24 protein-coding genes, 1 riboswitch and 1 other annotated feature (1 of these 26 running past the window's edge) are annotated in these 24,709 nt (G+C 38.9%); of the genes, 15 read left to right on the top strand and 9 right to left on the bottom strand.

The window, feature by feature from the left end:
- Positions 1 to 212 precede the first annotated feature (212 nt).
- The 6 genes from RCJ95_RS16360 (at position 213) to RCJ95_RS16335 (ending at position 7,997) form a co-directional block, all read left to right on the top strand.
- Positions 213 to 3,038: a 2-oxoglutarate dehydrogenase E1 component gene (locus tag RCJ95_RS16360; RefSeq protein ID WP_048392890.1), complete on the top strand. Its 2,826-nt coding sequence runs from the start codon at positions 213 to 215 to the stop codon at positions 3,036 to 3,038.
- Between the two features lie 91 nt (positions 3,039 to 3,129).
- On the top strand, positions 3,130 to 4,389 hold the full coding sequence (gene odhB / locus RCJ95_RS16355; protein ID WP_446722489.1) for a 2-oxoglutarate dehydrogenase complex dihydrolipoyllysine-residue succinyltransferase: 1,260 nt from the start codon (positions 3,130 to 3,132) through the stop codon (positions 4,387 to 4,389).
- A 339-nt stretch (positions 4,390 to 4,728) separates the two neighbouring features.
- Positions 4,729 to 4,915: riboswitch (Lysine riboswitch) on the top strand.
- Between the two features lie 119 nt (positions 4,916 to 5,034).
- Positions 5,035 to 5,892 carry a transporter substrate-binding domain-containing protein gene (locus RCJ95_RS16350; protein ID WP_446722488.1) on the top strand — a complete coding sequence of 286 codons (858 nt, stop codon included), beginning with the start codon at positions 5,035 to 5,037 and terminating at the stop codon, positions 5,890 to 5,892.
- A 175-nt stretch (positions 5,893 to 6,067) separates the two neighbouring features.
- A complete protein-coding gene (locus RCJ95_RS16345; RefSeq protein ID WP_004230111.1) occupies positions 6,068 to 6,793 on the top strand; it encodes an amino acid ABC transporter permease in 726 nt (241 codons plus the stop codon).
- Positions 6,794 to 6,805: 12 nt separating this feature from the next.
- Positions 6,806 to 7,537 carry an amino acid ABC transporter ATP-binding protein gene (locus tag RCJ95_RS16340; protein WP_446722487.1) on the top strand — a complete coding sequence of 244 codons (732 nt, stop codon included), beginning with the start codon at positions 6,806 to 6,808 and terminating at the stop codon, positions 7,535 to 7,537.
- Between the two features lie 262 nt (positions 7,538 to 7,799).
- Entirely contained in the window at positions 7,800 to 7,997 is a 198-nt protein-coding gene (locus RCJ95_RS16335; protein WP_221682185.1) for a DUF6501 family protein, read from the top strand.
- Between the two features lie 48 nt (positions 7,998 to 8,045).
- Here the strand turns inward: RCJ95_RS16335 and RCJ95_RS16330 are convergent, their stop codons facing one another.
- Together RCJ95_RS16330 and RCJ95_RS16325 are read right to left on the bottom strand one after the other, a co-directional pair.
- Positions 8,046 to 9,113: a toxic anion resistance protein gene (locus RCJ95_RS16330; RefSeq protein WP_221682183.1), complete on the bottom strand. Its 1,068-nt coding sequence runs from the start codon at positions 9,111 to 9,113 to the stop codon at positions 8,046 to 8,048.
- Positions 9,110 to 9,760 (bottom strand): 5-bromo-4-chloroindolyl phosphate hydrolysis family protein, encoded by a 651-nt coding sequence (locus tag RCJ95_RS16325; protein WP_221682181.1) that lies wholly within the window; start codon positions 9,758 to 9,760, stop codon positions 9,110 to 9,112. Before RCJ95_RS16325 ends, RCJ95_RS16330 begins: the two co-directional genes overlap by 4 nt.
- A gap of 459 nt (positions 9,761 to 10,219) precedes the next feature.
- Here RCJ95_RS16325 and RCJ95_RS16320 point away from each other — a divergent pair, with 459 nt between their 5' ends.
- Positions 10,220 to 10,432, top strand: a complete 213-nt coding sequence (locus RCJ95_RS16320; RefSeq protein ID WP_221682179.1) for a hypothetical protein — start codon at positions 10,220 to 10,222, stop codon at positions 10,430 to 10,432.
- An 85-nt stretch (positions 10,433 to 10,517) separates the two neighbouring features.
- Here RCJ95_RS16320 and RCJ95_RS16315 read toward each other — a convergent pair whose 3' ends face one another.
- The 3 genes from RCJ95_RS16315 to RCJ95_RS16305 all read right to left on the bottom strand — a co-directional run bounded on the left by RCJ95_RS16315 (position 10,518) and on the right by RCJ95_RS16305 (position 12,957).
- Complete coding sequence (locus tag RCJ95_RS16315; protein ID WP_221682177.1) at positions 10,518 to 10,784, bottom strand: CPCC family cysteine-rich protein; 267 nt, start codon at positions 10,782 to 10,784, stop codon at positions 10,518 to 10,520.
- A gap of 118 nt (positions 10,785 to 10,902) precedes the next feature.
- A complete protein-coding gene (locus RCJ95_RS16310) occupies positions 10,903 to 11,184 on the bottom strand; it encodes an acylphosphatase (protein ID WP_016994023.1) in 282 nt (93 codons plus the stop codon).
- Positions 11,185 to 11,229: 45 nt separating this feature from the next.
- Positions 11,230 to 12,957 (bottom strand): globin-coupled sensor protein, encoded by a 1,728-nt coding sequence (locus RCJ95_RS16305; RefSeq protein ID WP_112118691.1) that lies wholly within the window; start codon positions 12,955 to 12,957, stop codon positions 11,230 to 11,232.
- A 123-nt stretch (positions 12,958 to 13,080) separates the two neighbouring features.
- Here RCJ95_RS16305 and RCJ95_RS16300 point away from each other — a divergent pair, with 123 nt between their 5' ends.
- The 3 genes from RCJ95_RS16300 (at position 13,081) to RCJ95_RS16290 (ending at position 14,554) form a co-directional block, all read left to right on the top strand.
- On the top strand, positions 13,081 to 13,365 hold the full coding sequence (locus tag RCJ95_RS16300; RefSeq protein ID WP_009371335.1) for a DUF1033 family protein: 285 nt from the start codon (positions 13,081 to 13,083) through the stop codon (positions 13,363 to 13,365).
- A 222-nt stretch (positions 13,366 to 13,587) separates the two neighbouring features.
- Complete coding sequence (locus RCJ95_RS16295) at positions 13,588 to 13,788, top strand: cold-shock protein (RefSeq protein WP_004230088.1); 201 nt, start codon at positions 13,588 to 13,590, stop codon at positions 13,786 to 13,788.
- 274 nt (positions 13,789 to 14,062) lie between these two features.
- A complete protein-coding gene (locus tag RCJ95_RS16290) occupies positions 14,063 to 14,554 on the top strand; it encodes a YkvA family protein (protein ID WP_221682174.1) in 492 nt (163 codons plus the stop codon).
- A gap of 60 nt (positions 14,555 to 14,614) precedes the next feature.
- Here the strand turns inward: RCJ95_RS16290 and RCJ95_RS16285 are convergent, their stop codons facing one another.
- Both RCJ95_RS16285 and RCJ95_RS16280 read right to left on the bottom strand, forming a co-directional pair.
- On the bottom strand, positions 14,615 to 15,430 hold the full coding sequence (locus tag RCJ95_RS16285) for a S1C family serine protease (RefSeq protein WP_221682172.1): 816 nt from the start codon (positions 15,428 to 15,430) through the stop codon (positions 14,615 to 14,617).
- Positions 15,431 to 15,488: 58 nt separating this feature from the next.
- The gene (locus RCJ95_RS16280; protein ID WP_221682170.1) at positions 15,489 to 16,127 is read right to left on the bottom strand and encodes a hypothetical protein; all 639 of its coding nucleotides are present in this window, start codon (positions 16,125 to 16,127) and stop codon (positions 15,489 to 15,491) included.
- A 168-nt stretch (positions 16,128 to 16,295) separates the two neighbouring features.
- Between RCJ95_RS16280 and RCJ95_RS16275 the strand changes: the two genes are divergently transcribed.
- From RCJ95_RS16275 to RCJ95_RS16260, 4 genes are all read left to right on the top strand, one after another.
- Positions 16,296 to 16,766: a DinB family protein gene (locus RCJ95_RS16275; RefSeq protein WP_221682168.1), complete on the top strand. Its 471-nt coding sequence runs from the start codon at positions 16,296 to 16,298 to the stop codon at positions 16,764 to 16,766.
- A gap of 80 nt (positions 16,767 to 16,846) precedes the next feature.
- Complete coding sequence (locus RCJ95_RS16270; protein WP_257522135.1) at positions 16,847 to 17,404, top strand: TetR/AcrR family transcriptional regulator; 558 nt, start codon at positions 16,847 to 16,849, stop codon at positions 17,402 to 17,404.
- A gap of 27 nt (positions 17,405 to 17,431) precedes the next feature.
- On the top strand, positions 17,432 to 18,667 hold the full coding sequence (fabF, locus tag RCJ95_RS16265) for a beta-ketoacyl-ACP synthase II (protein WP_263082489.1): 1,236 nt from the start codon (positions 17,432 to 17,434) through the stop codon (positions 18,665 to 18,667).
- A gap of 185 nt (positions 18,668 to 18,852) precedes the next feature.
- On the top strand, positions 18,853 to 19,599 hold the full coding sequence (locus RCJ95_RS16260) for an amidohydrolase family protein (protein ID WP_446722486.1): 747 nt from the start codon (positions 18,853 to 18,855) through the stop codon (positions 19,597 to 19,599).
- A gap of 58 nt (positions 19,600 to 19,657) precedes the next feature.
- Here the strand turns inward: RCJ95_RS16260 and RCJ95_RS16255 are convergent, their stop codons facing one another.
- Together RCJ95_RS16255 and RCJ95_RS16250 are read right to left on the bottom strand one after the other, a co-directional pair.
- Positions 19,658 to 20,377 carry a metallophosphoesterase family protein gene (locus RCJ95_RS16255; protein ID WP_257522136.1) on the bottom strand — a complete coding sequence of 240 codons (720 nt, stop codon included), beginning with the start codon at positions 20,375 to 20,377 and terminating at the stop codon, positions 19,658 to 19,660.
- 116 nt (positions 20,378 to 20,493) lie between these two features.
- The gene (locus tag RCJ95_RS16250; RefSeq protein WP_221682137.1) at positions 20,494 to 22,098 is read right to left on the bottom strand and encodes an ABC-F family ATP-binding cassette domain-containing protein; all 1,605 of its coding nucleotides are present in this window, start codon (positions 22,096 to 22,098) and stop codon (positions 20,494 to 20,496) included.
- 595 nt (positions 22,099 to 22,693) lie between these two features.
- On the opposite strand from RCJ95_RS16250, the gene RCJ95_RS16245 reads away from it, so the two are divergent.
- Positions 22,694 to 24,580 carry an FAD-dependent oxidoreductase gene (locus RCJ95_RS16245; protein WP_317633674.1) on the top strand — a complete coding sequence of 629 codons (1,887 nt, stop codon included), beginning with the start codon at positions 22,694 to 22,696 and terminating at the stop codon, positions 24,578 to 24,580.
- 81 nt (positions 24,581 to 24,661) lie between these two features.
- Positions 24,662 to 24,709, top strand: a binding site (T-box leader) (it continues 172 nt past the right edge of the window).

The raw sequence follows: 24,709 nt of genomic DNA, 5'->3' as shown, positions 1-24,709 counted from the left end.
CATTATTCTATCCTTTGCGAAAAAAATTGCTTAATTTGCTAAAAAGAGTTGTATTTTTTGTGAAGAGTAGTAAGATTGAGATGGAAAAAACGTTCTTTAAAATATGGAAAAGTAGTGTGAAACATTCTTTTAAAGAACGGCTAAATATTATATAATTAATTGCAATTTAATTAATGGAACTGCCGAAAGGCAAAATTTGGAGGTCATTTTTCATGTCGAACAACGTTACAACTGTAAGTTCTCCATGGTCAGCTTTCTCTGGTCCTAACCTAGGATATGTGATGGAGCAATACGACTTATTCTTACAGTCTCCTGAAGAAGTAGAACCGGAGTTAGTTTCTTTATTCCAACAATTTGGTGCACCAGTAGTAGTAGAAGGTGAAGTAGCTGTAGCTAGTCATACAGCAGCGGCTCCTGCTGGCGATTACAAAAAAGTGTTAGCCGCTGTAAAACTAGCAGATGCAATTCGTTCACGCGGTCATTTAGCAGCAGATATCTATCCTCTGAAAAACCGTGAACTACAAACAGCTCAAATTGAAGAAAGCGCGTTCAACTTAAGCGCTGCAGATTTAGCTGAAATTCCTGCAGCAATCTTCTTCAAAGATGTGCCAGCAAACGTGAAAAATGGTAAGGATGCAATCGACTATTTAAAAGCTATTTATACAGATAAAGTAGCATTTGAATATGGTCACGTAGTAGCTACTGAAGAACGTGATTGGATTCAAGCGCAAATCGAATCAGGCTCATTCAAACAAGCATTATCTGCGGATGAGAAGAAAGCCTTATTAGATCGTTTAACTCGCGTTGAAAATTTCGAGAAATTTATTCATAAAACTTTTGTAGGACAAAAGCGTTTCTCTGGTGAGGGCTTAGATACGCAAATCGTACTATTTGATGAAATTATTAAAACGGCAGAAGCAAAAAATGTGGAAAACGTACGTATTGGTATGGCACACCGTGGTCGCTTAAACGTTTTAACACATATTTTAAATAAACCTTATGACATGATGTTCTCTGATTTTGCACATGTTTCCAATGATTTATTTATGCCAGAGCATGGCCGACTTGAAATTACAAAAGGCTGGACAGGTGATGTGAAATACCACATGGGTGCTTCTTACAACCGTGAATCTGGTATGAATGTGAAATTGGCTTACAACCCATCTCACTTAGAAGTGGGCAATCCAGTAGTACTTGGTGCTACTCGTGCAACACAAGATGATACATCTAAACCAGGGCAACCTATTTTTGACCGTACAAAGGGCTTAGGCATTCTTGTACACGGTGATGCTGCATTCCCAGGTCAAGGGATTGTAACAGAAGTGTTAAACTTCGCTAAAACAGAAGGCTTTACAACAGGTGGAACAATCCATATTATCGCAAACAATATGATCGGATTCACAACAGAACATTATGATTCTCGTTCTTCTGTGTATTCTTCTGACCCTGCAAAAGGCTATGAAGTACCAGTAATCCATGTCAATGCAGATAGCCCAGAGGCAGTAGTGCAAGTCGGACGTTTTGCGGCAAACTACCGTCAAACATTTGGCAAAGACATTATTGTGGACTTAGTAGGTTACCGTCGCCATGGTCATAATGAAACAGATGACCCAACAGTGACAAACCCAGAAACATACAAATTAGTGTCTAAACATGAAACAGTGCGTGCATTATATGGTGCACAATTAGTGGCAGAAGGTCTTGTAACTGCTGATGATGTAGCGGCACTAGATACAGCTATCTATGCCGAAATGCAAGCAGCCTATGACCATGTCAAAGAAATGGCAGAAAAAGATGATCATCATCATTTAGAAATGCCAGAAGAATTAAAAGTAGAGTTCCCACAAATTGATACAGCAGTAGGTGCGGAACGTTTAGAAAAAATCAATGAAGAGCTTTTAGTGTTTGAAGAAAACTTCGAACCACAGAAAAAGCTTGGTAAAATCTTAGAAAAACGCCGTGATGCTTATGCGTCTGCAAAAGTTGACTGGGGTCATGCTGAAACTTTAGCGTATGCAACGATTATTCAAGATGGCACACCAGTACGCTTTACAGGTCAAGATGCACAACGTGGTACATTCTCTCAACGTCACTTAGTACTGCATGATAAAAACAATGGCAATGTCTTCACGCCACTACACCATATTTCTGGTGCGAACGCATCCTTTACAGTACACAACTCTCCGCTGACTGAAGCTGGGGTGGTAGGCTTTGAGTATGGTTACAACCTAGAAAATAGCCATGTACTAACAGTATGGGAAGCACAATTCGGTGACTTTGCGAATATGGCACAAGTGATGTTTGATAACTTTATTTCAGGGGCACGCTCAAAATGGGGTCAAAAATCTGGCCTAGTTATCCTTTTACCTCATGGTTATGAAGGTCAAGGTCCAGAGCACTCTTCAAGCCGTATGGAACGCTATTTACAAATGTCAGCTGAAAATAACTGGTTTGTAGCGAACTGTTCAAATGCAGGAAACTACTACCACTTATTACGCCGTCAAGCAGCATTATTAGGTACAGAAGGGGTACGTCCACTTGTAGTCGTATCACCAAAATCATTATTACGTCACCCACTAGCTGCGGCGAATGCTGAGCAATTAGCAAATGGTTCATTCCAAGAAGTGATCGAACAACCAGGCTTAGGGGCTAAACCAGAAGCTGTAGAGCGTATCGTTTTAGGTACAGGTAAAGTGATGATCGACTTAGCAGAGCGCGTGAAAGACGGCGAAGGCTTCGATCACCTACACATTATTCGTGTAGAACAACTTTACCCATTCCCAAAAGAGCAAGTTGCTGGTATCATTGCTAAGTATCCTAATGCAAAAGAGATTGTTTGGGTACAGGAAGAACCTAAAAACCAAGGCTCATGGAATTATGCATTAGAAACATTATACGAACTTTCAGAAGGTAAAAAACTTCGCTATGTAGGCCGTCCTGCAATGAGCTCAACTTCTGAAGGGGATGCAGATTCTCATAAAGCAGCACAAGCAGCTCTTATTGAAGAAGCGGTTGCTGAGCCAGTAAAGGTTAAATAATCATATATCAATTTTTGAAACCGGGCTACTTGCCCTTAAGCAGTAGCCCTTCTATGTGCGTCATGCACGTTAATCAAAGGAGGAAATGAAAGTGGCTGAAATTAAAGTCCCTGAATTAGCAGAATCGATTACAGAAGGTAGTATCGCACAGTGGGTAAAAAAAGTGGGCGATCGCGTTGAAAAAGGTGAATTCATCGTTGAACTTGAAACAGATAAAGTAAACGCTGAGATCATTTCTGAAGAAGCAGGTGTATTAACACAAATTTTAGCTGAAGAAGGCGATACTGTACTAGTTGGTCAAGTTATCGCAGTAGTAGAAGCAGGCGAAGGCGCAGCAGCAGCTCCAGCGGCAGCACCAACTGAGGCAGCACCTGCACCAGCAGCGCCACAAGCAGCACCTGCATCAGTTGCAGCAGCTCCAGTAGTAGAAGAAACTTCTGGTGAGCGTGTTGTTGCATCTCCAGCAGCACGTCGTCTTGCACGTGAAAAAGGTATTGACCTTGCAGCGGTATCTCCAGTAGATCCACAAGGACGTGTACGTGTACAAGATGTAGCAGCTCACGGTACAGCACCCGCTGTAACGCCAGCAGCAGCACCTACATCCGTAGCAACTTCAGGTGGCCCAGTAGTATTCACACCAGCAGCTAATTCTGACCGTGTAACAATTGAAAAAATGAGCCGTCGTCGCCAAACAATTGCAAAACGTTTATTAGAAGTTAAACAATCAACAGCAATGTTAACAACATTCAACGAAATTGACATGACAAACATCATGGCACTTCGTAAACGTAAACAAGAAGAGTTTGTAAAAGCAAACGACATCAAACTTGGTTTCATGTCATTCTTCACTAAAGCTGTTGTTGCAGCACTGAAAAAATACCCATACGTAAACGCTCAAATCTCTGGCGATGAAATTCATTTAAATAACTTCTTTGATATCGGTATTGCTGTATCAACTGAAGAAGGTTTAGTCGTACCAGTTGTACGCGATGCAAATAGCAAAAACTTTGCAGAAATCGAAAAAGATATCGCTAACTTAGCGACAAAAGCTCGTGATAAAAAATTAGGCTTAAATGACATGGCTGGTGGATCATTCACAATCACAAATGGTGGTGTATTCGGTTCATTAATGTCAACACCAATTATGAACGGTACGCAAGCTGGTATTTTAGGTATGCACTCAATTGTAAACCGTCCAGTTGCAGTAAATGGTGAAGTTCAAATCCGTCCAATGATGTATGTAGCACTTTCATACGATCACCGTATCATCGATGGTAAAGATTCTGTAGGATTCTTAAAAACAGTTAAAGAATTAATCGAAAATCCTGAAGATTTATTATTAAATTCATAATGCCATTAAACCCTGCGAACAATGTTCAGCAGGGTTTTTTGTATGATAAAAGGTATTGACCGATTCTATGCTTGAAAGAGTACGAATGTTGTATCGTTTAGAGGAGCAAAGAAAGAAAAAACGCAACTTTTCTCACATAGAGAACATACTCTATAATAAATATTTGTTGTAATTTTCAGAAATATCAACAAAAGTTTAACGATTTAAAGTGGAAGCAGAGCGCACAATATCCTAATATTGTCATTAGTCAGAAAAATGTTAAAATCGTCTTGACGAACATATTAGTTTTATAGTAGTATCTAAATATCAATTAAATAAACAAACCTCACGAATTGTTACCAGTGAGGTAGAGGCGCGGTATTTATTAGTTCATTGTTGAGTAAAAGCAAGCGAAGACGCAATGAAGAAGGAAATATCGCCGAAGTATAAAAGGAGCTCGTACTTTTATACTGGGTCTGCAGTGAATAAGTGCAGGACTGTCCTAGTAAATGGATTTCCAGATTTACTAGGTTGTGCTATCTCGGAAACATGGAAATTATAGTGAGGATTTGGGCAACTGTCATAAAAGGTAAGACCTAAGTTCAATAAACTTAGGTCTTTTTTAGTACAGTTGTCTTATTTTTTTACAGAAAAGGGGAGTTTTTCATGAAAAGAAAATGGTTGTTAGTAATGATCTCTATCTTGACGGCAATTGTGCTAGCTGCATGTGGCACAAGTGACAAAAAAGAGGGCAGTTCAAGTGATGCTGGAACTGACAAAGAAGAAGGCGGCGGTGAATTCCGAATTGGCATGGAGGCTGGCTACCCACCGTTCAACTGGACACAGCAAGACGATGCGAATGGCGCAGTGAAAATTGCGGATAATGCAGAATATGCAGGTGGCTATGATGTACAAATGGCAAAGAAAATCGCTGAAGGTTTAGGCAAAGAGTTAGTCATTGTTAAAATGGAGTGGGACGGATTAGTTCCAGCGCTACAATCGAATAAAATTGATGCAATTATTGCAGGTATGTCACCAACAGAAGAACGTAAGAAAACAATTGATTTTACAGAAAACTATTATACTTCTGATTTTGTTATGGTTATTAAAAAAGGTAGCAAATATGAAGGCGCAAAATCGATTCAAGACTTCTCAGGTGCTAAAATTACATCACAATTAAATACATCAAACTACACAGTTATCGATCAAATTAAAGGCGTAGAAAAGCAAACGGCAATGGAGAGCTTCCCAGCAATGCGTGTTGCACTAGAAGCAGGTAAAATTGATGGCTATGTAGCTGAACGTCCAGAGGGCATTTCCGCTTCTGCAGCCAACGATAAATTCACATATGTAGCATTTGAAGAAGGCTTTGATACAGACCTATCAAATACTTCAATTGCTGTAGGCTTACGTAAAGATGACGCAAATCGTGAAAAAATCAATGAAATCCTAAAAGGCATTTCAGAAGATGATCGTCAAGCGATTATGGAAGAAGCTATTTCTCAACAACCCGCAGCACAATAATGACATGGCACGGACTAGCAACCAGTCTAGTCCGTACATGATCATTTCATCATTATCAAAATGAGAACCTCTCTACATAATGATAATGTCCTAGCGTGACAAATCATAGAATGGTAGAAAGAGCTAGGACACAAAAGAAATAAGCGAGCAAGATGACATTGTTAGGAGGAACATCATGAGTCTTGAATGGATACTTTCAATTATTGAAAACAACTGGCAAATGTTTTTACGAGGTGCGTATTATACGTTACTGATTTCGAGTATTAGTACAATTATTGGTGCATTTATCGGATTTTTCATCGGAATTATGCATACGATTCCAGTTCGTAAAAAAGGTGTGAAATTTTATAGCTTAAAGCTCATTAATTTTATACTAACATGCTATGTTGAATTTTTCCGTGGTACACCAATGATTGTACAAGCTATGGTTGTCTACTACGGATTAGATATCGCATTCGGTATCGATATGCACTTTATTACAGCAGGTATTTTAGTCGTTTCCCTCAATACAGGGGCCTATATGGCAGAAATTGTTCGTGGCGGTATTGTATCCATTGATAATGGGCAATACGAGGCAGCATCAGCAATTGGCATGAATCACTTCCAAATTATGCTTCATGTAGTCTTACCACAAGTAGCGCGTAATGTTTTACCAGCAACAGGTAACCAATTAATCATGAATATTAAAGATACAGCCGTATTAAATGTCATTGGAGTAACGGAATTATTCTTCCAAACAAAATCAATTTCGGGTAACAACTTCCGTTATTTCGAATCATTCTTCGTTGCATGTGTTCTTTATTTCATCATGACATTTACCGCATCTCGCATCCTTCTTTATGTTGAAAAACGTCTAGATGGTCCTGATGCCTATCAAAAAGAACAAAAAGAAGCCGTATAGGGGGACGCACAAATGGCAGTTATTAAAATCGAACATTTAAGTAAATCATTTGGACGTAACCAAGTGTTAAAAGATGTGAATTTCCAAGTGGAAAAAGGAGAGGTAGTTTGTTTAATTGGCTCCTCTGGCTCTGGTAAATCCACATTGCTTCGTTGCATAAATTTATTAGAAACGCCAAGTGGCGGTCAAATTATTTATAAAGGGGAAGACATCCTAGATGAAAAGCACAATATTCAAGAATATCGTACACATTTAGGCATGGTGTTCCAGCAGTTCAATTTATTTAACAACCATAATGTCATAAGTAATTGCACAGTGGGCCAAATCAAAGTGTTAAAACGTTCGAAAAAAGAAGCAGAAGAAACGGCGCTTAAATACTTGAAAATCGTTGGCATGGATCAATATGTGAATGCCAAGCCTCGTCAACTCTCAGGTGGACAAAAGCAGCGCGTGGCCATCGCTCGTGCCTTATCAATGAATCCTGATGTTATGCTATTCGATGAGCCAACATCCGCATTAGACCCAGAAATGGTGGGTGAGGTGTTAAAGGTAATGCGTAAGCTAGCAAACGAGGGCAATACGATGCTCATTGTGACACATGAGATGGAATTTGCCAAAGAAGTAGCAGATCGTGTTGTCTTTATGGATAAGGGTGTAATTGTGGAGGAAGGCCCTCCAGCACAAGTATTAGTCAATCCACAACATGAACGTACGAAGGAATTTTTAAAGCGTACATTAAAATAAGCACAAAAAAGTGAGTCCAACCTGTTGGACTCACTTATTTTCTAGAATTCCATTCTGCATAAAGTACAAAGCAGATTGCGAATGCTACAGCAATGATAAAAAACCATTGCGGTACTCCACCAAAACTCATCATAACACCTCAAATATTCATTTTTTTGGATAGAATAGGTATAGTATTTCTTTTTTCTCCACAAAAGACCAAAAATATTATAAAATAAACAATAGACATTAGCTTTTGCTAGTAAAGAGAGGTAGAGAGAATATGTTACATTTAAAATGGAAAGATGCGCCAACATTACGAACGGTTACTTGCAAACATACAAATGCATCGAAATACTTAGTATCAAACGTATTAACTGTAGGGAAAGAGTATGAAGTGAAAAATGAAACAGAAGAGTTCATTTTTATCATCGACAACACAGGTAATGTCGGTGGCTACTATAAAGAATATTTTGAATAAAAACAAACAGGGTGGTTCAGAACATTTGCTGAGCCACCCATTTTTTTGTTAATCTCGCTGATAGCTGCTAGCACCCGCCACATCCTGTAGCTGCTGTTTCTCTTGTTCAGTTGCGGTATGCAGGGCAAAAACATCTTTAATTGCTGTTTGCAGTTCTTGCTGTGTTTCTTTAAACTTCGAAACTTGCTGTTCAAACGTGGGACTTGAGAAGCGATCATGAGCCCTTGATAATCGCTCCTCTAAACGTGCATAATGATGATCCATATGCATCGACAACATCATCGCCAGTTGGTTTTTCCAGAGCGGAATCAAGGTAACGATAGAAAACTCAATTTTTTCAGCTAAGGTTTGATTGGCCTGTTGAATCATACGGATTTGAGGAGCTGTTTGCAGGGCGACTTGCTGTGATACTTGTAAATCATAAATACGTTGATCCAGTCTTTCGATTTGAGCAGCAAAGTCATTTAATTGCTGAATTGCAAGTGGCTGTTTGGTTGCTTGGACACTCGTTATTTGTGCAGGTAGTTCTACCTCAATGGCTTGCTGCTTTTTCATTTGTCCTGCGGCAATGGCTGTTGCCAATTCCTCAAAAAATCCTCGATTATGGGCATAAAGCGCCTCTAAGTTTTCGACATCTTTGATCAGCTGGAGCTGTGCACGCTCCAGTTGTACACCAATACGTTCCACCTGTATACTAATACGCTCAAATTCTGTGAGTGTTTGCTTCACATTAGGCTCGGTTTTGCCAAAGATTTTTTTGAAAAAGGTTTGCTTCTTAGGTTCCAAAGCAGTCGGATCTACTCGATCTAACGTCTGCATTAAAGAATCCAGCATTTGACCAATTTTAGTGACATCTTTTTGCTTTACTTGAGCAAGCATACGGTCGGCAAATTGAGACAGAGCTCGCTGTGAATCTTGCCCAAGGGACAGCAAAGATTCAAAATCAGCCAAATCGATTTGACTGGCATACAATAATGCACGACTTTGTGCAAGAGGCGATAGCGTTTCATAAGTCGCTATCGCCTCGTTTTGCGGAGTTGTTTCTAAATAGGATTGGACTAGTGGAGAAAGCCCTGGTATGGTATTTAGTTGAAAAGCGTGTTCGTTTGCTGTCATTTATCATCGCCTCGCCAGTCCAATTGTTCTCTACGTCTAAGATTGGAACGATTTGCGAATTCAATCTCCATTTGCAGATGATCGATATCATTTGCAAGCGCATCCTTTAAATCAATTTGAATTGTGTCATTCAAATCAGTTAAGGTTTCGCGTGTTTTGGATAAAGTTAATTGAATTTCCTTATCCTTCACAGGCTGCTTGGAAAGCATCGTATATTTATCCGTTAATTCCACAGCAGAAGGTAAGTGTGCATAGAAAAATGGTTCCACATTATAAAATTTACGTGGGTCTGTCTTGACGATTTTGACGATATTTTTGGAGATACGCGTCATTTCAAGTAGTTGTTTAAAAGCAGAAACAGAACGTACACGTAAATAGTTTTGACTCAATGTTTGAATATGCTTATTGGCTGTTAATACTTGTGATTCAATGTGTTTGAACTCTTCTTTTGTGATGCCTGCTATTTGCATGACTTTCTTTTTTTGTCTATGTTTCAGCAACGCTGTACTCGTCGCATAGGAACCCGCAAACAGTAAACCACCAAGGAAGAATCCAGGATTTGCCGCAATGGCTGCGATAGAAACAGTTGTGAGCGAAATAAGAAAGCTGGCACTATGTCTAGAGAAAAACTGTCCGACACTAAGCATTGTTTCATCCTCCTTGCTTTTCAATATGTCTATCTTCTTATACGAAATAATCGACATAAAGTTTCATTGAAAATTAATCCCCTACATAAATTTTACTGCTATTTGTGAACTTTCTCAATGATAATACATAGAATAAGTGAGTTGTTTCCATGAATAAGTCGGTTTAGTTCTCCTAAGGAGCCATTTTGACATCGGAATGAGCGATTTTTTGCAATTCGGTCTCTGAATAGAGGAGCGTAATTTGATTTCAAGAGCGGCTTCTGCCTCAGAGCGAGCGGTATTACTCAAATTGCGAGCGGTTTTGGTCCTTGAGAGAGCGGATAAGTGAGTTCCATGAGCGGCTCTAACTCGAAAAGGAGCCGTTTATTCTCTAAGAAGAGCATCTTCATCCAAAATGAATGAGTCTTGTATGAAACTTTTTCCAAGTGAATTCGTAACTGAAACAAAGGGGGATATATGATGACAAAAATTTTTCTGGTGTCTATTACAAAAAATATCGATGAACCAGTAAGTGAACAGAAAGTGAAAGAAAAAGTCTTTGAGAAAAAATCAAAATTAAAAGCCTATTTAAACAAAGAAGGGTATATGAAGGAATCTAAAAATCAATATGTGAAAATCACTGATGAATCAATATTAGTGGCTGCCATTCAAAAGATAAAAATCAAAAAATGATGATAAGTCATGTTCTTAAGAGCATGACTTTTTTTGATTTCAATAAAAAGGAGAATAGTAATCATTTCCCAGTGTTGACTAATCTCTAGACAAACGGCTTCCAATTTGAATTTTTTTCGTCTTTTTCGTTTGGTTTTCTTACAAACGCAATACATCTTTCTTCGCACGCACCAAATATAATGAAATTTTTCTGTGCTTGCCTTAAGGATGGTGTATTAGCACCACCTACAAAGTCATTATCATAAAATTGAACGCTGTCATCTTCCCAAAAACAAATTTCACATATCTCATATGTACCTGGTGGTTTTCCGCTCAATGTCTTATATCCGCAACAAGGACAAGTAAATTTCATTATTATCACTCCGATATATTTTTCGATAATTTTATCATACTTCCTATGTAACAAAACGCCGTGTTAATTAAAAATTGTTAAACCCCTCTCTAAAACAACACTACAAAAAAGTCAGACATTAAACAATGTCTGACTCCATACGTATATAGCCTTTTAAATCATCGTATAATTCTAAAGAAAATGAATTGGAATCGGCTTGGGGACTCACACCTTTTTGGACAAAAAGGAGAAATTCATTGAGTGCCTTTTCTGAGCCCTCCACTTCCACTTCAATTTGCTCTGCGTCATTCAATCGACAGTATCCTTTTAACCCTAATTCAATAGCTTTTTGCTTGATGAAGAATCGGTAGCCTGTGCCGTAGACATCACCAAAAAATTTTATACTTGCTCGTTTGTTCAAGGGAATACCTCCTACTTAATAGAGGAGAGGGGCGAACCTCTCCTTTTATTGCATGACACGTTCTTTTTCTAAATAGGCAATTAAGTTATTAATGTGATAAAGTACATGCTTTGATGCCTCATCGACCTCTTTTAGATGAACATCAGCTTGCTCGATATGACCCGCTTTATGGGCTTCAGCCGCAAGCTTCGCTGATTCATGGACGCGTAAATGATAGCCATCTAATTCATGATAGTCCTGTAAATGACCGAAACGTTCGACTGTACGAGGCGCAGTGTACCATTTGCCAAGTCGACAGTCTCTGTGAGAAGAAACATCGCTTGGATCAACGTTTTCTAGGCCAAGGAACATGTTATAAATGCGCCATTTCCATAAAATATGATCCGCTTTCGATAATTGTAGTAGGGCAATAGATGAAAGCTGTACATTATTGTTAGCAATAAGATCATTACGGAAACGGTTAATTTCTTTTCCTAATAAATGAATATCGCTGGATGTATTATGACTATAATCACGAATATCTTCCTGCAAGCTTGAAATTTCGATCATTCTTGCTGAAACTTCATCAATCGCAGCTGCTTGTTCCTGGGAAATGGCAGCCGTATTTGTCACATCTAAATTAATACCCTCAATCGCTTGAACAATGGCATTTAATAATGGTAACGAATCCTTTGCTTCAACGGTTGCTTCTTTAATAATAGCTGTCGTATCTGTAATCGAGTTAGAAACATCATTAGAATAACTCTTTAAATGATGAACATTTGCAGATACTTCACTTAGCGCAGCTACCGTGTTTTCAGCAAGCTTTCGTACTTCCTGTGCAACGACCGCAAAGCCCTTCCCATGTTCACCTGCACGCGCTGCTTCAATGGAGGCATTAAGTGCGAGTAGATTCGTTTGATCGGCGATTTGATTGATTAATGTGACAACCTGCTCAATATCATTTACCCGTTTTTGTAATTCTGAAAATGAGTCAACAATGGATGTAAATGTCTCTTCTGTTTTAAAAATCTCCGATAGAGCATGCTCAATAGCGTTTTTACCTTTTGTAGCATGGTCAACAGATTCAGTTGTTTTCTCTGATATATGAGAAGACATGCGTGCAACCTCATTGATAGAAGCAGCAATCTGTTCTGTTGCAGCAGTAGAGGATTGAATTTCTTCATTTTGCTTATCTAGGCTAAAAACTAAATCCTTCATGTACATAATTTTGGCATTGACATCCATTAAAGAGGATACTTCTCCTACCACATTTTCAATAATGCGTTCTGTTAACACTTCCACTAATAATTCTTGATCGACATTGACAGCGGATTGGAATGATTTCATATATTGAAATGCTTTATTTGGCTTGATACCAAAATTGTGTAAAATATATGTAGTAATATAGAAGGCAAATTGGTTGAAGACAACAATTAATTTACCAGGCTCATATTGATGCTTACGGAATAGATTGAAAAATTTGACAGTTTCATCTACATAATGATCATCACGAGTTGCTAAGAAAAACTGTGTTAAGTATTGATTAATATTTTCTTCACTAATGATTAATTGAGAGGTAGGGGATATCTCGCTTAAATAATGGTGAAAAATGGCATTCATGGAAGGGGTAATATCTTTGAGCTTTTGATAAAGTGCCTTTAAGTGCTCCTCATCTTGTGAATTGAAATGATTGAATGCCAGTGTTTGGTAAAATCGGCCTGTTGCATGTAAATCTGTACCACGTTTTAGTAGTTCTTCTAGCTCTGCTTTAGGTCGAATACTTGAAAACATAAAAATACCTCCAAAAAGTATGTATAATAAGGTAATAATAGCATAATTCAGGTGGTTTTAATAGACATTTCAGTTGTGTTTGCTAAAATGAAACTATCTTATGACAGCAAGGAATGGGCAAATATGTATACAATTATTTACATGAAAGCGGACTATGAGCCTTGGTGGAAATTTGAAGGCTGGGAAGCTTATATTCAAACCGAAGATACATTTGACACGAAGGAGCTCTTTGAACGTGCATTACAGCAAAGATTAGCGCATTTTCGTTCCTCTTATGATAATGAGGCAACGAAAGAGGAGCAGTATTGGGCTTTTTGGTCTGAGGATGAAAGCTTTTATTGTGAGGCTTGCGATGATGATGCACAAGTATATCATGGAATAATTGCTTGTAAAATAGAAGAGAAGTAAAAAAATTTTGAAAAAAAGTAAAAAAGATTTTTTCTTTATTTGACAAAATTATGGATGGCAGTTATACTTAACTTAACAATTTAATTGCTTCACCGGAAACATGAATTCACATATTACAAAAAGTGATCGCGTTAGTTCGGTACTCTTTGTAATATGTGAATTTTTTTCAATCGCTGAAGAAATTACATATTGTTCACTTTTATTTTTTGGAGGTTTTCTTAAATGAAACAAGGTACAGTAAAATGGTTTAACTCAGAAAAAGGTTTTGGATTCATCGAAGTTGAAGGTGAAAACGACGTATTCGTACACTTCTCAGCTATCCAAGGCGAAGGTTTCAAAACTCTTGACGAAGGTCAAAAAGTGGAATTCGAAGTTGTAGATGGCAACCGCGGACCACAAGCTGCTAACGTAACTAAACTTTAATTCTCAGTAATTAAAATCACTTTCGTTAAACCCAAGACATCCTATGCAAATAGGATGTCTTTTTTGTATCATTTGCAAGTTTAAGGATTACAAATTCTATTTTAGGTTAAATATATAGTAGTGGTGGATAACCATGCAAAAGTAAAGAATAGCACTATAAAAGTAGCGGATAGCCATGTGAAACTGATGGATAGCTGCACAAAAGTAGCGGATAACCCCATAAAATGGAGGGTAGCCCCGCCAAAATAGCGCATGCTTGTAAAGAAGGAGGCAGATGAATGTGAATAATGAAGAAAAATTGCCTGATGAACAGGAGCAACAAGATTTTTATCAGAAACTACGTACAAAATTAGTAGCTTTTCTTGGGTCGAAAAAAGGAAAAAGTAACAAGTTTACTCCGTATTTAATGTTTGTGCCTGATTTATTTCATTTATTAATTAAAACTGTAACCGATGCAGGTGTAGATAAAAAGAGTCGTGCATTAATTGGGGCATCCATTGCGTATTTTGTATTACCGATGGATTTAATGCCAGAAGGACTGCTAGGCTTTGGTGGCTATTTAGATGATGTTGTACTAGCAACTTTTGTGGTAAATACCATTATTAATAAGTTGGGTCCAGATGTAGTGGAAAAGCATTGGACAGGGGATGACAAGCTTTTACATGTGCTACAAAAGGTTGCAGAAGTGAGTGATGAGGTTGTCAGTAAAATTCCTGTAAAATCGCCAATTGCTCAGTTCGTCAAGCAAGAAAGTAAAGATAAATAATAATATTATGTAAACCTAAAGCATCTAAAAAAATGAACCTGTCATAAGCAGGTTCATTTTTTATTGCTCTTCTAATAAATTTCGGAGTTGTTGTACAGGTACAAACAGGCCAACACGTCCAATGGGCTCATATTTCATCGTGGCAAAGATAACCCCAATGACCTCCCCATGTTGATCGATTACAGGGCTACCACTATTGCCACGATAAACAGGAGCTTTTAGTATCCTAACTGGTTCCTGCCAATCTTCTAATTGAATGGCTTCTAGCAATCTTCCTTCATTAGCGATACCGGTGAAAGCAAGTGGATTTCCAATAAAATAGACATGTTCATTAACAGTGTAAGGTGGATCTTCTGCAAGAGGTAGATAGGGAAGTTGCTCAGCTTGCACCTGTACAAAGGCTAAATCTACGGCTGGATAGCTCTCGATTAGTGTCGCCTCCATCAATCCCTCATCAGGAAAGACGACTGATAATGTTGTGGCATGTTCGACAACATGGGCGTTAGTGACAATCAGACCATCTGGTGAGATGGCAAAACCAGTGCCTTTACTGGAGCCTGTTGAAATTTCAACGACTGCCTTTTTATAGGTTTGTATATCTTCTTGTGCAGAGAGCCGCGTTGAAACCTTGATAAATTCAAGTGCAGGTATGGAGTAGATTTGAAAAATGAGGGCAAATGTATTGAAAAACAGCACCAGTGCCATACCCCACACGATCCAGCGTACAAGAGGCTTTTGTTTCTTGGGCTTTTTTCCATAAATGCGTTCTTCTTGCGCCTGTGCTAATGCTTTTTGCTGTTCCTCTAGTACAAGTTCAATAAATTCTTCTTCCGTTAATTCATCTTGCTTGGGTGTTGTATTATGTATATCACTCATTGTTTGGCCTCCTTTGCTAAAAAACAGACGCCCAAGCAGGACGCCTGTTTTCTTTCAATTATTCTATTTTTTGCAAGGTTGATGTCACAACAAATGGCTCATCTTGCTCTGTTTCCATCGTGTCCTCTTTGCGAATTAGACCAATGTCCTTTGCAAAATATTTGGTTGTGGTCATTTGATCTTCAGAGCGACTTAGCTGGATGACATCTTGATAGACCGTTATACCAGTATCAACAGTAGCTGTCGTTGATTCAATGGTCCAACCTTGAAAGCTTGTCCCGACTTGTAATGGCTTTTGAAGTACGGTTTCCAGTACAGGATAAGAAGCTGCCTCAGCTGCACTTGGCATGCTTGGATTACTGTCAACAGGTTCTCGATAGACAAGATCAATACTTGTATCCGTTATGCGGAAGATTTTTAATAGTGTTACACCACCATTATCCTCTATTTGTACGATATGCTGTGTATCGAGGTAGGTGGTTTTTAGTGTGAAGCTAGCAAATTCATTTCCTTCCCCTTGAAAAGAAGCAACAGATCCATCAGGTGGAAAATAGGAGAGAAGTGACGTTTGATCTTGTTCCACTGGTTGCTTGTCTTCCACAGATGGTGTTGGAGCTGGCACAGGCTCTTTCTGAACTTCTTCACGACAGCCAGCTAGTAAAAATACTACAGAAAGTACTAGAACAGGGTATCTCATGGGCACACTCCTTCGCTATTTTCTTTCATTATACGTGAACGAGGAGTGTTATACGAATAATATGATATATATACATAATATTATTATGTAAACTATTTAGCGAAAACTTGTAACAGCATGAAAAATTATCTATGATAGAAATGAAATTCAAAAATGGGGGGCAAAGACATGTATAGACATGTAGATGATTTCTTACAAGAATGGTCAAATGCATCAGACGGGACACTACAGGTATTACAGGCTTTAACAGATGACAAGCTTCAGCAAAGTATTGTAGAGGGCCACAGTACACTTGGGTGGTTAGGCTGGCATTTAGTTGGAGCAGCAGGTTATTTTAGCTATCTAGCAGGGTTAAAAGTACCCATGATTCGTCAAGAAGATCCTGTGCCAACGACTGCGGCTGAAATCGTAGCTGCTTATGAAAAGGTTGCAAACGGTGTAAGTGAGGCAGTCGCAAAGCTTTCAAATGAGGACTTATTAGAAGTTGTCACTGGTTTTAAAGCTCCAATGTCAAAAGGCGCTCTATTACGTGTATTAATCGATCATCAAACACATCATCGTGGACAAATGACGGTCCTGCTCCGTCAAGCAGGTTTACCAGTACCTGGCGTGATGGGACCAACAAAGGAAATGCAATAATCACGCGAGCAGCAGATAAATCGTTTATCGGCTGCATTTTTTAGATTGACACTTACCTACTAGTAAGTTAGTATAAAGCCATGACAAATAGAAAAATGCAAATTATAGAATTAACATTGAAGAATATTCAGGAAAAAGGATTCACATCATTTAGTTATGAGCATTTAGCAAAGGAGCTTGGCGTCACGAAGGCCAGTATTCACTATCATTTCGAGAAGAAGGGAGACTTAGGGATTGCTGTATGTGAAAGGATTCAACAAGGGTTAGAGAGAACTTTTACATTGATGAAGGAGTCCACTTTGCCAGCTGAGGAAAAGCCATTTGCCTTTATTATGCAGCGAATAGAATTTCTAGAGCAAGACGGCATTTGCCCTATCTCAGCTTTACAGGCAGATTATCAAGAATTACCGCAACCAATGCAAGAAAAGCTTCAGCAGCTTAGTCAAATGGAAATCGATGTCTTTGTTGAGCTATTGAAAGAAGCTAAACAACAGGGCGCACTCCAAGCTACTCATGATTTGGAGGCTCTAGCTGTATTACTTATTTCAAGTACGAAAGGGGCCTTACAATATAAACGTGTTTTAGGAGAAGCGTTCTTTCTAAAGATGCTGGAGCAATTAAAGGAACTGTTAAAGTAAGACATGAAACAAGAAGGAGCGATGTGCATGGTACGAAGAGTCGTTGTGACTGGATATGGTGTTGTTTCCCCGTTAGGTAATTCGGTATCAGCCTTATGGGAGAATATTAAAGCAGGAAAATCAGGGATTCAAAAAATTCAAGGGGAGGCATTCAGCGGCATTAATACGCAAATTGCTGGGACGAGTACGGATTTCGATGCAACGCTGTATATGGATAAAAAAGAAATCAGTAAATATGATTTATTTGTGCAATATGCTGTTGCCGCTGCCCAACAAGCTCTGACGCAAGCTAATTTAAGTATGGGCCAGGTAGATAAGGAGCGTTTAGGCGTTTACATTGGCTCTGGCATTGGGGGCATTGAAACGATTTTAGAAAATCATCAAGCGATGCTCAATCAAGGGCCTAGAAAGGTGTCACCATTTATGGTGCCGATGATGATAAGCAATATGGCTGCAGGAATACTAGCCATTAAAACGGGCTTTAAAGGGCCAAGCTTTTCCCCTGTTTCGGCCTGTGCGACAGGAAACCAGGCGATTGGAGAAGCTTTCTTAGCGATTCGACATGGCTATGCGGATGGCATTTTAGCAGGTGGAGCGGAGGCACCGATCAATCCACTTAGCTTTGCAGGATTCTCCCGCATGAAAGCCATGTCCACGAGGAATGAAGAACCAACAAAGGCCAGTCGACCATTCGATAGCGAGCGAGATGGCTTTGTCATGTCTGAAGGAGCTGGCATCGTATTCCTAGAGGAGTATGAACACGCGAAACAAAGGGGTGCTACGATTCTCGGTGAGATTGTTGGTTACGGTGTGACAACTGATGCTTATCATATTACAGCTCCTGATTTTACGGGTGCTGCCAATGCCATGAAGCTAGCATTAAAAATGGGTGATATCGATGGGTCAGCCATCGATTATATCAACGCACACGGCACAAGTACTCCAGAGGGAGATAAATCTGAAACAAAAGCTATTAAACACGTTTTTGGTGACCATGCCTATCAACTAAAGGTTAGCTCCACAAAATCGATGACAGGACATCTCTTTGGCGCGGCCGGTGGAATAGAAGCCATTATTACATTGAAAAGTATAATGGATGGCATTATTCCACCAACCATCAATTATGATACACCAGATCCCGAATGTGATTTAAACTATGTTCCTAATGAGGCGCTTCATCAAGACGTTAACTTTGCGCTTTCCAATGGGTTTGGCTTTGGCGGCCATAATGCTGTGCTAGCATTTAAAAAATTTGAGGATTAAGGCATTAGCTATTTGCTAAAAAGAATGGTATGAATTTGATTGTTCATACCATTTTTTACGTTTGTTTTATTCACTTGGAAAGAGAAGAGACAAGTCAATAAGTTTTCCTTATGATAAATGGCTAGAAATTCGTATTATAACTTATAGTTAGAGTATGGTAAATTCAAAGGAAAGGGGGATAAATGATGCGAATCTTTGATGCACACTTACATATCATTGACTTTAATTTTCCGATTATCGAAAACCAAGGTTATACACCACCAAGCTATGTAGTAGAGGATTATCAAAAGGATACAGTGAGTGTCCAGATAGCGGGAGGAGCCATTGTATCAGGATCTTTTCAAGGATTTGACCAAGCCTATCTTTTAAAAGCATTAAAACAACTGGGTCCCACATTTTGTGGGGTAACACAATTACCTAATACGGTGACGGATGATGAAATTGTAAATTTACATAACAATGGGGTACGGGCATTACGCTTTAATGTAAAACGAGGTGGCTCAGAGGATTTATCGCAGCTAGATACCTTTGCGCGACGGGTTTATGAATTGGTCGGCTGGCATAGTGAATTATATATCGATGCGAAGGAATTACCAGAGATAGCCTCGACAATTGAAGCATTACCAGCCATCTCCATCGATCATTTAGGGTTGACGGAAGAGGGGCTGCCACATTTATTAAAGCTTGTTGATAAGGGAGTACGTGTCAAGGCGACCGGCTTTGGTCGTGTGGAGCTGGATGTGAAACATGCTTTACAAGCGATTTATAATGTGAATCCAGCTGCGCTGATGTTCGGAACAGATTTGCCATCTACAAGAGCCAGACGACCTTTTAATTATGGGGATGTCGAATTGATTCAACAGCTATTTGATCAACAGGCGGCTGATAAAATCCTCTACGAGAATGCATGGCAATGGTATTTCCAGCGTTAAATATAAAAAAGAATCCATGCTGGCATTAAAATGGATTCCTTTTTTGATTGTGAAGGTACTAAGCATTTCGATAGTTGGCAAACATAATTTCATTATAATACTGATCTAATTGAGGCATACCCAGCTCTTTTGCGATCATTAGCTCAGCCTCTCGGTCATATGCTACTCTAATAAATTGGATGGCATTGTTTGACTGTGTTCCATCTAGAATGGCATAGGAAGCAGAAGTTAGGTCAAGTGAATTACCAACACTTCCTACATTACAAAGAATTCCTTGTTTATATGTATGTAAAAAAGTTGTATGGATATCGCCATAGAACACAATATCAGGTTGTTTCTTGTAATGGATTGAGTTGGTTACTGCATTATTCTCAAACATAGATAAACGCTTTTCAAGCGGATGACTCGGTAAGATACGTTCAAACTCGCTCCTTGGAGACGCATGGAAAAATCTAATGAGCTGTTCATTTAATTCAAGATCAATATGGAAGGGTAATGACCCGAGATATTGATAGTCTTTTGCTGTTAATCGATCTTTAAACCATTGGAGAAAATCATTGTCAGTAGGGGATTGAATAAATACGTCCCAATTGCCTCGTACGACTTGTTCACAATTTTGTTGGATAAGTTCAATACAGGCAGATCCTTGAGGGCCCTTGCCGATTAAATCACCTAAACAAAAAATTCTGTCAATCTTTCTTAAGCGAATGTCTTTTAATACGGCCTCTAATGCCGTTTTATTCCCATGAATATCTGATATAATTGCAATTTTCTTCACGAAGCTTACCCCCTCATTAATGCTATACTAAATAATTCAATAAAAATCCTTTTAATCCTTTAAAAACAAAGACAAAAAAACCTCTACCTACTTTGGGTAGAGGTTTTTTGTAAAGCCTAGCTTAAGCCTTGGCTATCTTTCCACTCTAGGAATTCATCATATGTTAACTGCTTATCTAAAATAGAGCCGTCTTCACGGATTTCGATGACACGGTTAGCAATTGTTTGGATGAACTGATGGTCATGTGATGTGAAAATCATTGCGCCTTTAAAACGAATTAAGCCTTCGTTCAATGCTTGAATAGATTCAAGGTCAAGGTGGTTCGTTGGTTCATCTAATAAAATAACATTTGCTGTCGCAAGCATCATTTTCGATAGCATACAACGTACTTTTTCGCCTCCAGAAAGAACAGCAGGAGATTTCTTCACTTCTTCACCAGAGAATAGCATACGTCCTAGGAAACCACGTAGGAAGCTTTCTGTTTCATCGTCTGGCGAATATTGACGTAACCATTCTACTAATGTTTTTTCAGAACCTTCGAAGTACTTGTCATGATCGTTTTCGAAGTAGCTTTGAGATGTCGTTACACCCCATTTGAATGTGCCAGCATCCGCTTCTTTTTCTTCCATTAAAATATCAAGAAGTGCTGTTTTCGCCATTGGGCTACCAAGTAAAACAATTTTATCTTCTTTGTTCATCGAGAAGCGCATGTCCTTGAATAGTGTTTCGCCTTCATGACTTGCCGTTAGACCGTCTACTGTTAGGACATCGTTACCAATTTCACGGCCGATTTGGAAGTTGATGAATGGATATTTACGGCTGGATGGCTTAATATCATCCAGCTCAATTTTATCCAGCATTTTTTTACGAGATGTTGCTTGCTTCGATTTAGAAGCATTGGCAGAGAAACGTGCGATAAACGCTTGTAATTCTTTAATTTTCTCTTCTTTTTTCGAATTTTGGTCTTGTGCCATTTTTTGCGCCAATTGAGAAGATTCATACCAGAAATCATAGTTCCCTACATATAATTGGATTTTAGAGAAGTCCAAATCCGCAATATGTGTACATACTTTATTTAAGAAGTGACGGTCATGGGATACAACAATAACTGTATTTTCAAAGTTAATCAGGAACTCTTCCAGCCACTGAATTGCCTTTAAGTCAAGGTGGTTGGTAGGCTCATCGAGTAATAGTACATCAGGCTGACCAAACAGTGCCTGTGCCAGTAATACTTTCACTTTGTCAGAACCTTCAAGATCGCCCATTAGCATGTAATGAAGATCATCGGAGATACCTAAACCGTTTAGTAGTGTAGCCGCTTCTGAATCAGCTTCCCAACCGTTTAGCTCTGCAAATTCACCCTCTAACTCTGCAGCACGCATGCCATCCTCATCGGAGAAATCTTCCTTTGCATAGATAGCGTCTTTTTCTGTTTTCACGTCATATAGGCGTTTATTCCCCATAATAACTGTGTCGAGCACTGTATGCTCATCGTATTCGAAGTGGTTCTGTTTCAGGACAGATAAACGTTCGTCCTTACCCATCGATACATTTCCTTCCTGCGCTTCAATTTCACCAGAAAGAATTTTTAAAAATGTTGATTTACCAGCACCATTTGCCCCAATTAAACCGTAGCAATTGCCTGGTGTGAATTTTATATTTACGTCTTCAAATAGTTTACGATCGCCATAGCGAAGACCTACATTACTAACTTGAATCATGCAAGTTCCTCCTTTTTTTCACAATGGCTCTAGTATAGCATGAAATATGTTCCATAGTCTATAAACATTATTAAATCAAGGTTTGGCGTTCTTTTCACATTTTTTGTTAAACATAAACTGAATAAAGATACAATAAAAAAGTTAAATTTGGTGTAACTTTCTTTGAGAGTGAGACGTCTATATTGTAGTGTGATTAACTATTTTTGAAAAAGAATAGAAAAATGACATCATTTACCACGGGGATTTTAGTTGCTTATTCACAAAGGTTTCGTCTAAAATGATTCTGACTGTTTATATATCAAGTAAATCATCACTGGTGCCCACAAGCCCATCCCCGTTTTGAATGCCAGCTATTTGTGGCTCTTTCATTTATACTAGATAGATGTTGCTAAAGTTAGACTAAAAACATCACAATCCTCATAAATGATTTCATTCATTTATCTTGATGATAATTTCATAAAAAATGCTGTAAGCCAATGAATTATTCGTTGTTGGTAATGATATGCCTGCGTTCAACTAGGACATTCAGCCCTTGTGGCGGGAATGATGATTAAATAAACACATCGATGGAAATTTTAACAATTGGAGGTATATTATGGGTAAGGGCTTATTATGGACAGCCACTTGTGTAATAGTAGTTTTACTTGGGTTTGGTAGCTACTATTTTATTAAAGAAATAACAAACTCTATGGCATACAATAAATTAGTAGATGAGTATAAAAAGCCAGAACCAATTGAACATATAGAGGAAGAATATGATGTTATTGTCATCGGTGGTGAACCAGAGGGTGTGGCTGCGGCTGTGGCTGCTGCTCGAAATGGTGCGAAAACATTGCTGGTCGAAAAACGACAAGAGTTAGGTGGATTATTTACATATGGTATGCTGAATTTCCTCGACATTCCTCGTAATGGCCATAACAAATCGATTAGTGAGGGAATATTTAAGGAATGGCATGAGCTTGTTAGAGGGAATGACGCTTTTGGCATTGTAGGTGCTAAGGCAGCCTTTAAAAAGCTGATCGATGAAGAGCCCAACTTAACTTTATCCGTGCAAACCGAGGTTGTGAAAGCGAATGTCAAACAACAACAATTAACGTCTGTGGAATTAAAAAATGAGTACGGTACATATGTTGTGACGGGGAAATCATTTATAGATGCTACACAGGATGCTGATTTTGCTGCCTTGTCGGGCGTTCCTTTCTTTGTGGGTGGAGAAGATATTGGCATAAAGGATAAGCGTATGGCCGTGACGTTAATGCTACATTTAAAAAATGTCCATTGGGATGAAGTCAAAAAAGCGGCTAATTCTGGTGTATTTGGCGGTGCTAATTTAAATCATACGGTGATGTGGGGCTTTACAAAGCTGCATGATGAATACAAGCCATTACAAGAGGGCACAAGATTACGAGGCTTAAACTTAGCTCGTGTAGATGATGAATATTTCATCAATGCCTTACAGATTTTTGGTATTGATGGCTTGAATGAATCCTCAAAACAAGCGGCGATTGTCGCTGGGAAGAAAGAAACGTTACACATTCTAAAATATTTACAAACAAACTTCCCAGGGTTTGAAAAGGCTGAAATTGTCAGCTATCCAGAAGAACTCTACGTCCGAGAAACGAGACACATTTGGGCAGAGTATCAATTACCAATGGCAGACCTGTGGAAAAATAGTGATCAGTGGGATAGCATTGGCATTGCCTCTTATCCAGTCGATGTGCAAGCGCAAACGCCTCATGATTACGGCTATGTGATCGCTGCACCAAAGCAATATGCTATTCCTTTCCGTTCGTTAGTACCGAAGGATATTGATGGCTTACTGGTTGTCGGACGCTCTGCTGGTTATTCATCACTTGCAGCTGGTAGTGCACGTATTGTTCCAACAGGGATGGTAACAGGTGAAGCGGCTGGGACTGCGGCTGCTCTTGCACAGAAGCACGATGTAACCTTTAGAGACATGAGTAAGGATAAACCATTAATCGCTACATTACGAAAGCAATTGGCTAAACAAGGTGCCTATGTTGATTCATTTTCAATTGAGTATCCATATCAAGGAGAATGGTATGATGAAGCCATTCAAACGCTCATTAATTACGGCCTTGTAGTGGGCGGCTATGATAATGACTTAAAAGTAAACAGTAAGGCGACGAAAATAAAGTTTGCTAAAATGTTAAAAGAGAGTATGTTACGTGCTGGTGGAGAAAGTGGATCAGGAATGAAGGACCAACTCGAAATTGTCATCAATAAGGTTTATAATCAAGGTGATGAAGCTATTGAGCGAGATGAGCTGGCTCAATATTTGGCCGACGTCCTTATCGGTGAATCCAATGCGACCAGCTGGGATAGATTAGTAGAAAAAGGAATTATCACGGAGAAAGTAGCGAAGAAAGTCTCTGACAATAAGGAATTAAAATTAAAAGAGATGTATGCCATTATGGCTGATGTGATTCAGTATGTAGAAAAAAAGCGTTCCTCCTCGTGAGGAGCGTTTTTTGCTGAAACGGCAACGTAAAAAATGGTTGACGCCAATAAGGAAATCCTGTAATATATGTCAAAATCATAGAAAAATTCGATGAAAAAGAGAGTAATTGATGGAATGACTGGCAAGCGA

This window comes from Lysinibacillus sp. BSL11 (genome assembly GCF_052928325.1).
This window is presented reverse-complemented; position numbering and strand designations above follow the sequence as displayed.

What these genes read in the sequence shown, in the direction of transcription:
- RCJ95_RS16360 (WP_048392890.1), top strand. Translation starts at nt 213, where the DNA reads ATGTCGAACAACGTTACAACTGTAAGTTCTCCATGGTCAGCTTTCTCT.
- RCJ95_RS16350 (WP_446722488.1), top strand. Translation starts at nt 5,035, where the DNA reads ATGAAAAGAAAATGGTTGTTAGTAATGATCTCTATCTTGACGGCAATT.
- RCJ95_RS16345 (WP_004230111.1), top strand. Translation starts at nt 6,068, where the DNA reads ATGAGTCTTGAATGGATACTTTCAATTATTGAAAACAACTGGCAAATG.
- RCJ95_RS16340 (WP_446722487.1), top strand. Translation starts at nt 6,806, where the DNA reads ATGGCAGTTATTAAAATCGAACATTTAAGTAAATCATTTGGACGTAAC.
- RCJ95_RS16335 (WP_221682185.1), top strand. Translation starts at nt 7,800, where the DNA reads ATGTTACATTTAAAATGGAAAGATGCGCCAACATTACGAACGGTTACT.
- RCJ95_RS16330 (WP_221682183.1), bottom strand. Translation starts at nt 9,113, where the DNA reads ATGACAGCAAACGAACACGCTTTTCAACTAAATACCATACCAGGGCTT.
- RCJ95_RS16325 (WP_221682181.1), bottom strand. Translation starts at nt 9,760, where the DNA reads ATGCTTAGTGTCGGACAGTTTTTCTCTAGACATAGTGCCAGCTTTCTT.
- RCJ95_RS16320 (WP_221682179.1), top strand. Translation starts at nt 10,220, where the DNA reads ATGACAAAAATTTTTCTGGTGTCTATTACAAAAAATATCGATGAACCA.
- RCJ95_RS16315 (WP_221682177.1), bottom strand. Translation starts at nt 10,784, where the DNA reads ATGAAATTTACTTGTCCTTGTTGCGGATATAAGACATTGAGCGGAAAA.
- RCJ95_RS16305 (WP_112118691.1), bottom strand. Translation starts at nt 12,957, where the DNA reads ATGTTTTCAAGTATTCGACCTAAAGCAGAGCTAGAAGAACTACTAAAA.
- RCJ95_RS16300 (WP_009371335.1), top strand. Translation starts at nt 13,081, where the DNA reads ATGTATACAATTATTTACATGAAAGCGGACTATGAGCCTTGGTGGAAA.
- RCJ95_RS16295 (WP_004230088.1), top strand. Translation starts at nt 13,588, where the DNA reads ATGAAACAAGGTACAGTAAAATGGTTTAACTCAGAAAAAGGTTTTGGA.
- RCJ95_RS16290 (WP_221682174.1), top strand. Translation starts at nt 14,063, where the DNA reads ATGAATGTGAATAATGAAGAAAAATTGCCTGATGAACAGGAGCAACAA.
- RCJ95_RS16285 (WP_221682172.1), bottom strand. Translation starts at nt 15,430, where the DNA reads ATGAGTGATATACATAATACAACACCCAAGCAAGATGAATTAACGGAA.
- RCJ95_RS16280 (WP_221682170.1), bottom strand. Translation starts at nt 16,127, where the DNA reads ATGAGATACCCTGTTCTAGTACTTTCTGTAGTATTTTTACTAGCTGGC.
- RCJ95_RS16275 (WP_221682168.1), top strand. Translation starts at nt 16,296, where the DNA reads ATGTATAGACATGTAGATGATTTCTTACAAGAATGGTCAAATGCATCA.
- RCJ95_RS16270 (WP_257522135.1), top strand. Translation starts at nt 16,847, where the DNA reads ATGACAAATAGAAAAATGCAAATTATAGAATTAACATTGAAGAATATT.
- fabF (WP_263082489.1), top strand. Translation starts at nt 17,432, where the DNA reads ATGGTACGAAGAGTCGTTGTGACTGGATATGGTGTTGTTTCCCCGTTA.
- RCJ95_RS16260 (WP_446722486.1), top strand. Translation starts at nt 18,853, where the DNA reads ATGCGAATCTTTGATGCACACTTACATATCATTGACTTTAATTTTCCG.
- RCJ95_RS16250 (WP_221682137.1), bottom strand. Translation starts at nt 22,098, where the DNA reads ATGATTCAAGTTAGTAATGTAGGTCTTCGCTATGGCGATCGTAAACTA.
- RCJ95_RS16245 (WP_317633674.1), top strand. Translation starts at nt 22,694, where the DNA reads ATGGGTAAGGGCTTATTATGGACAGCCACTTGTGTAATAGTAGTTTTA.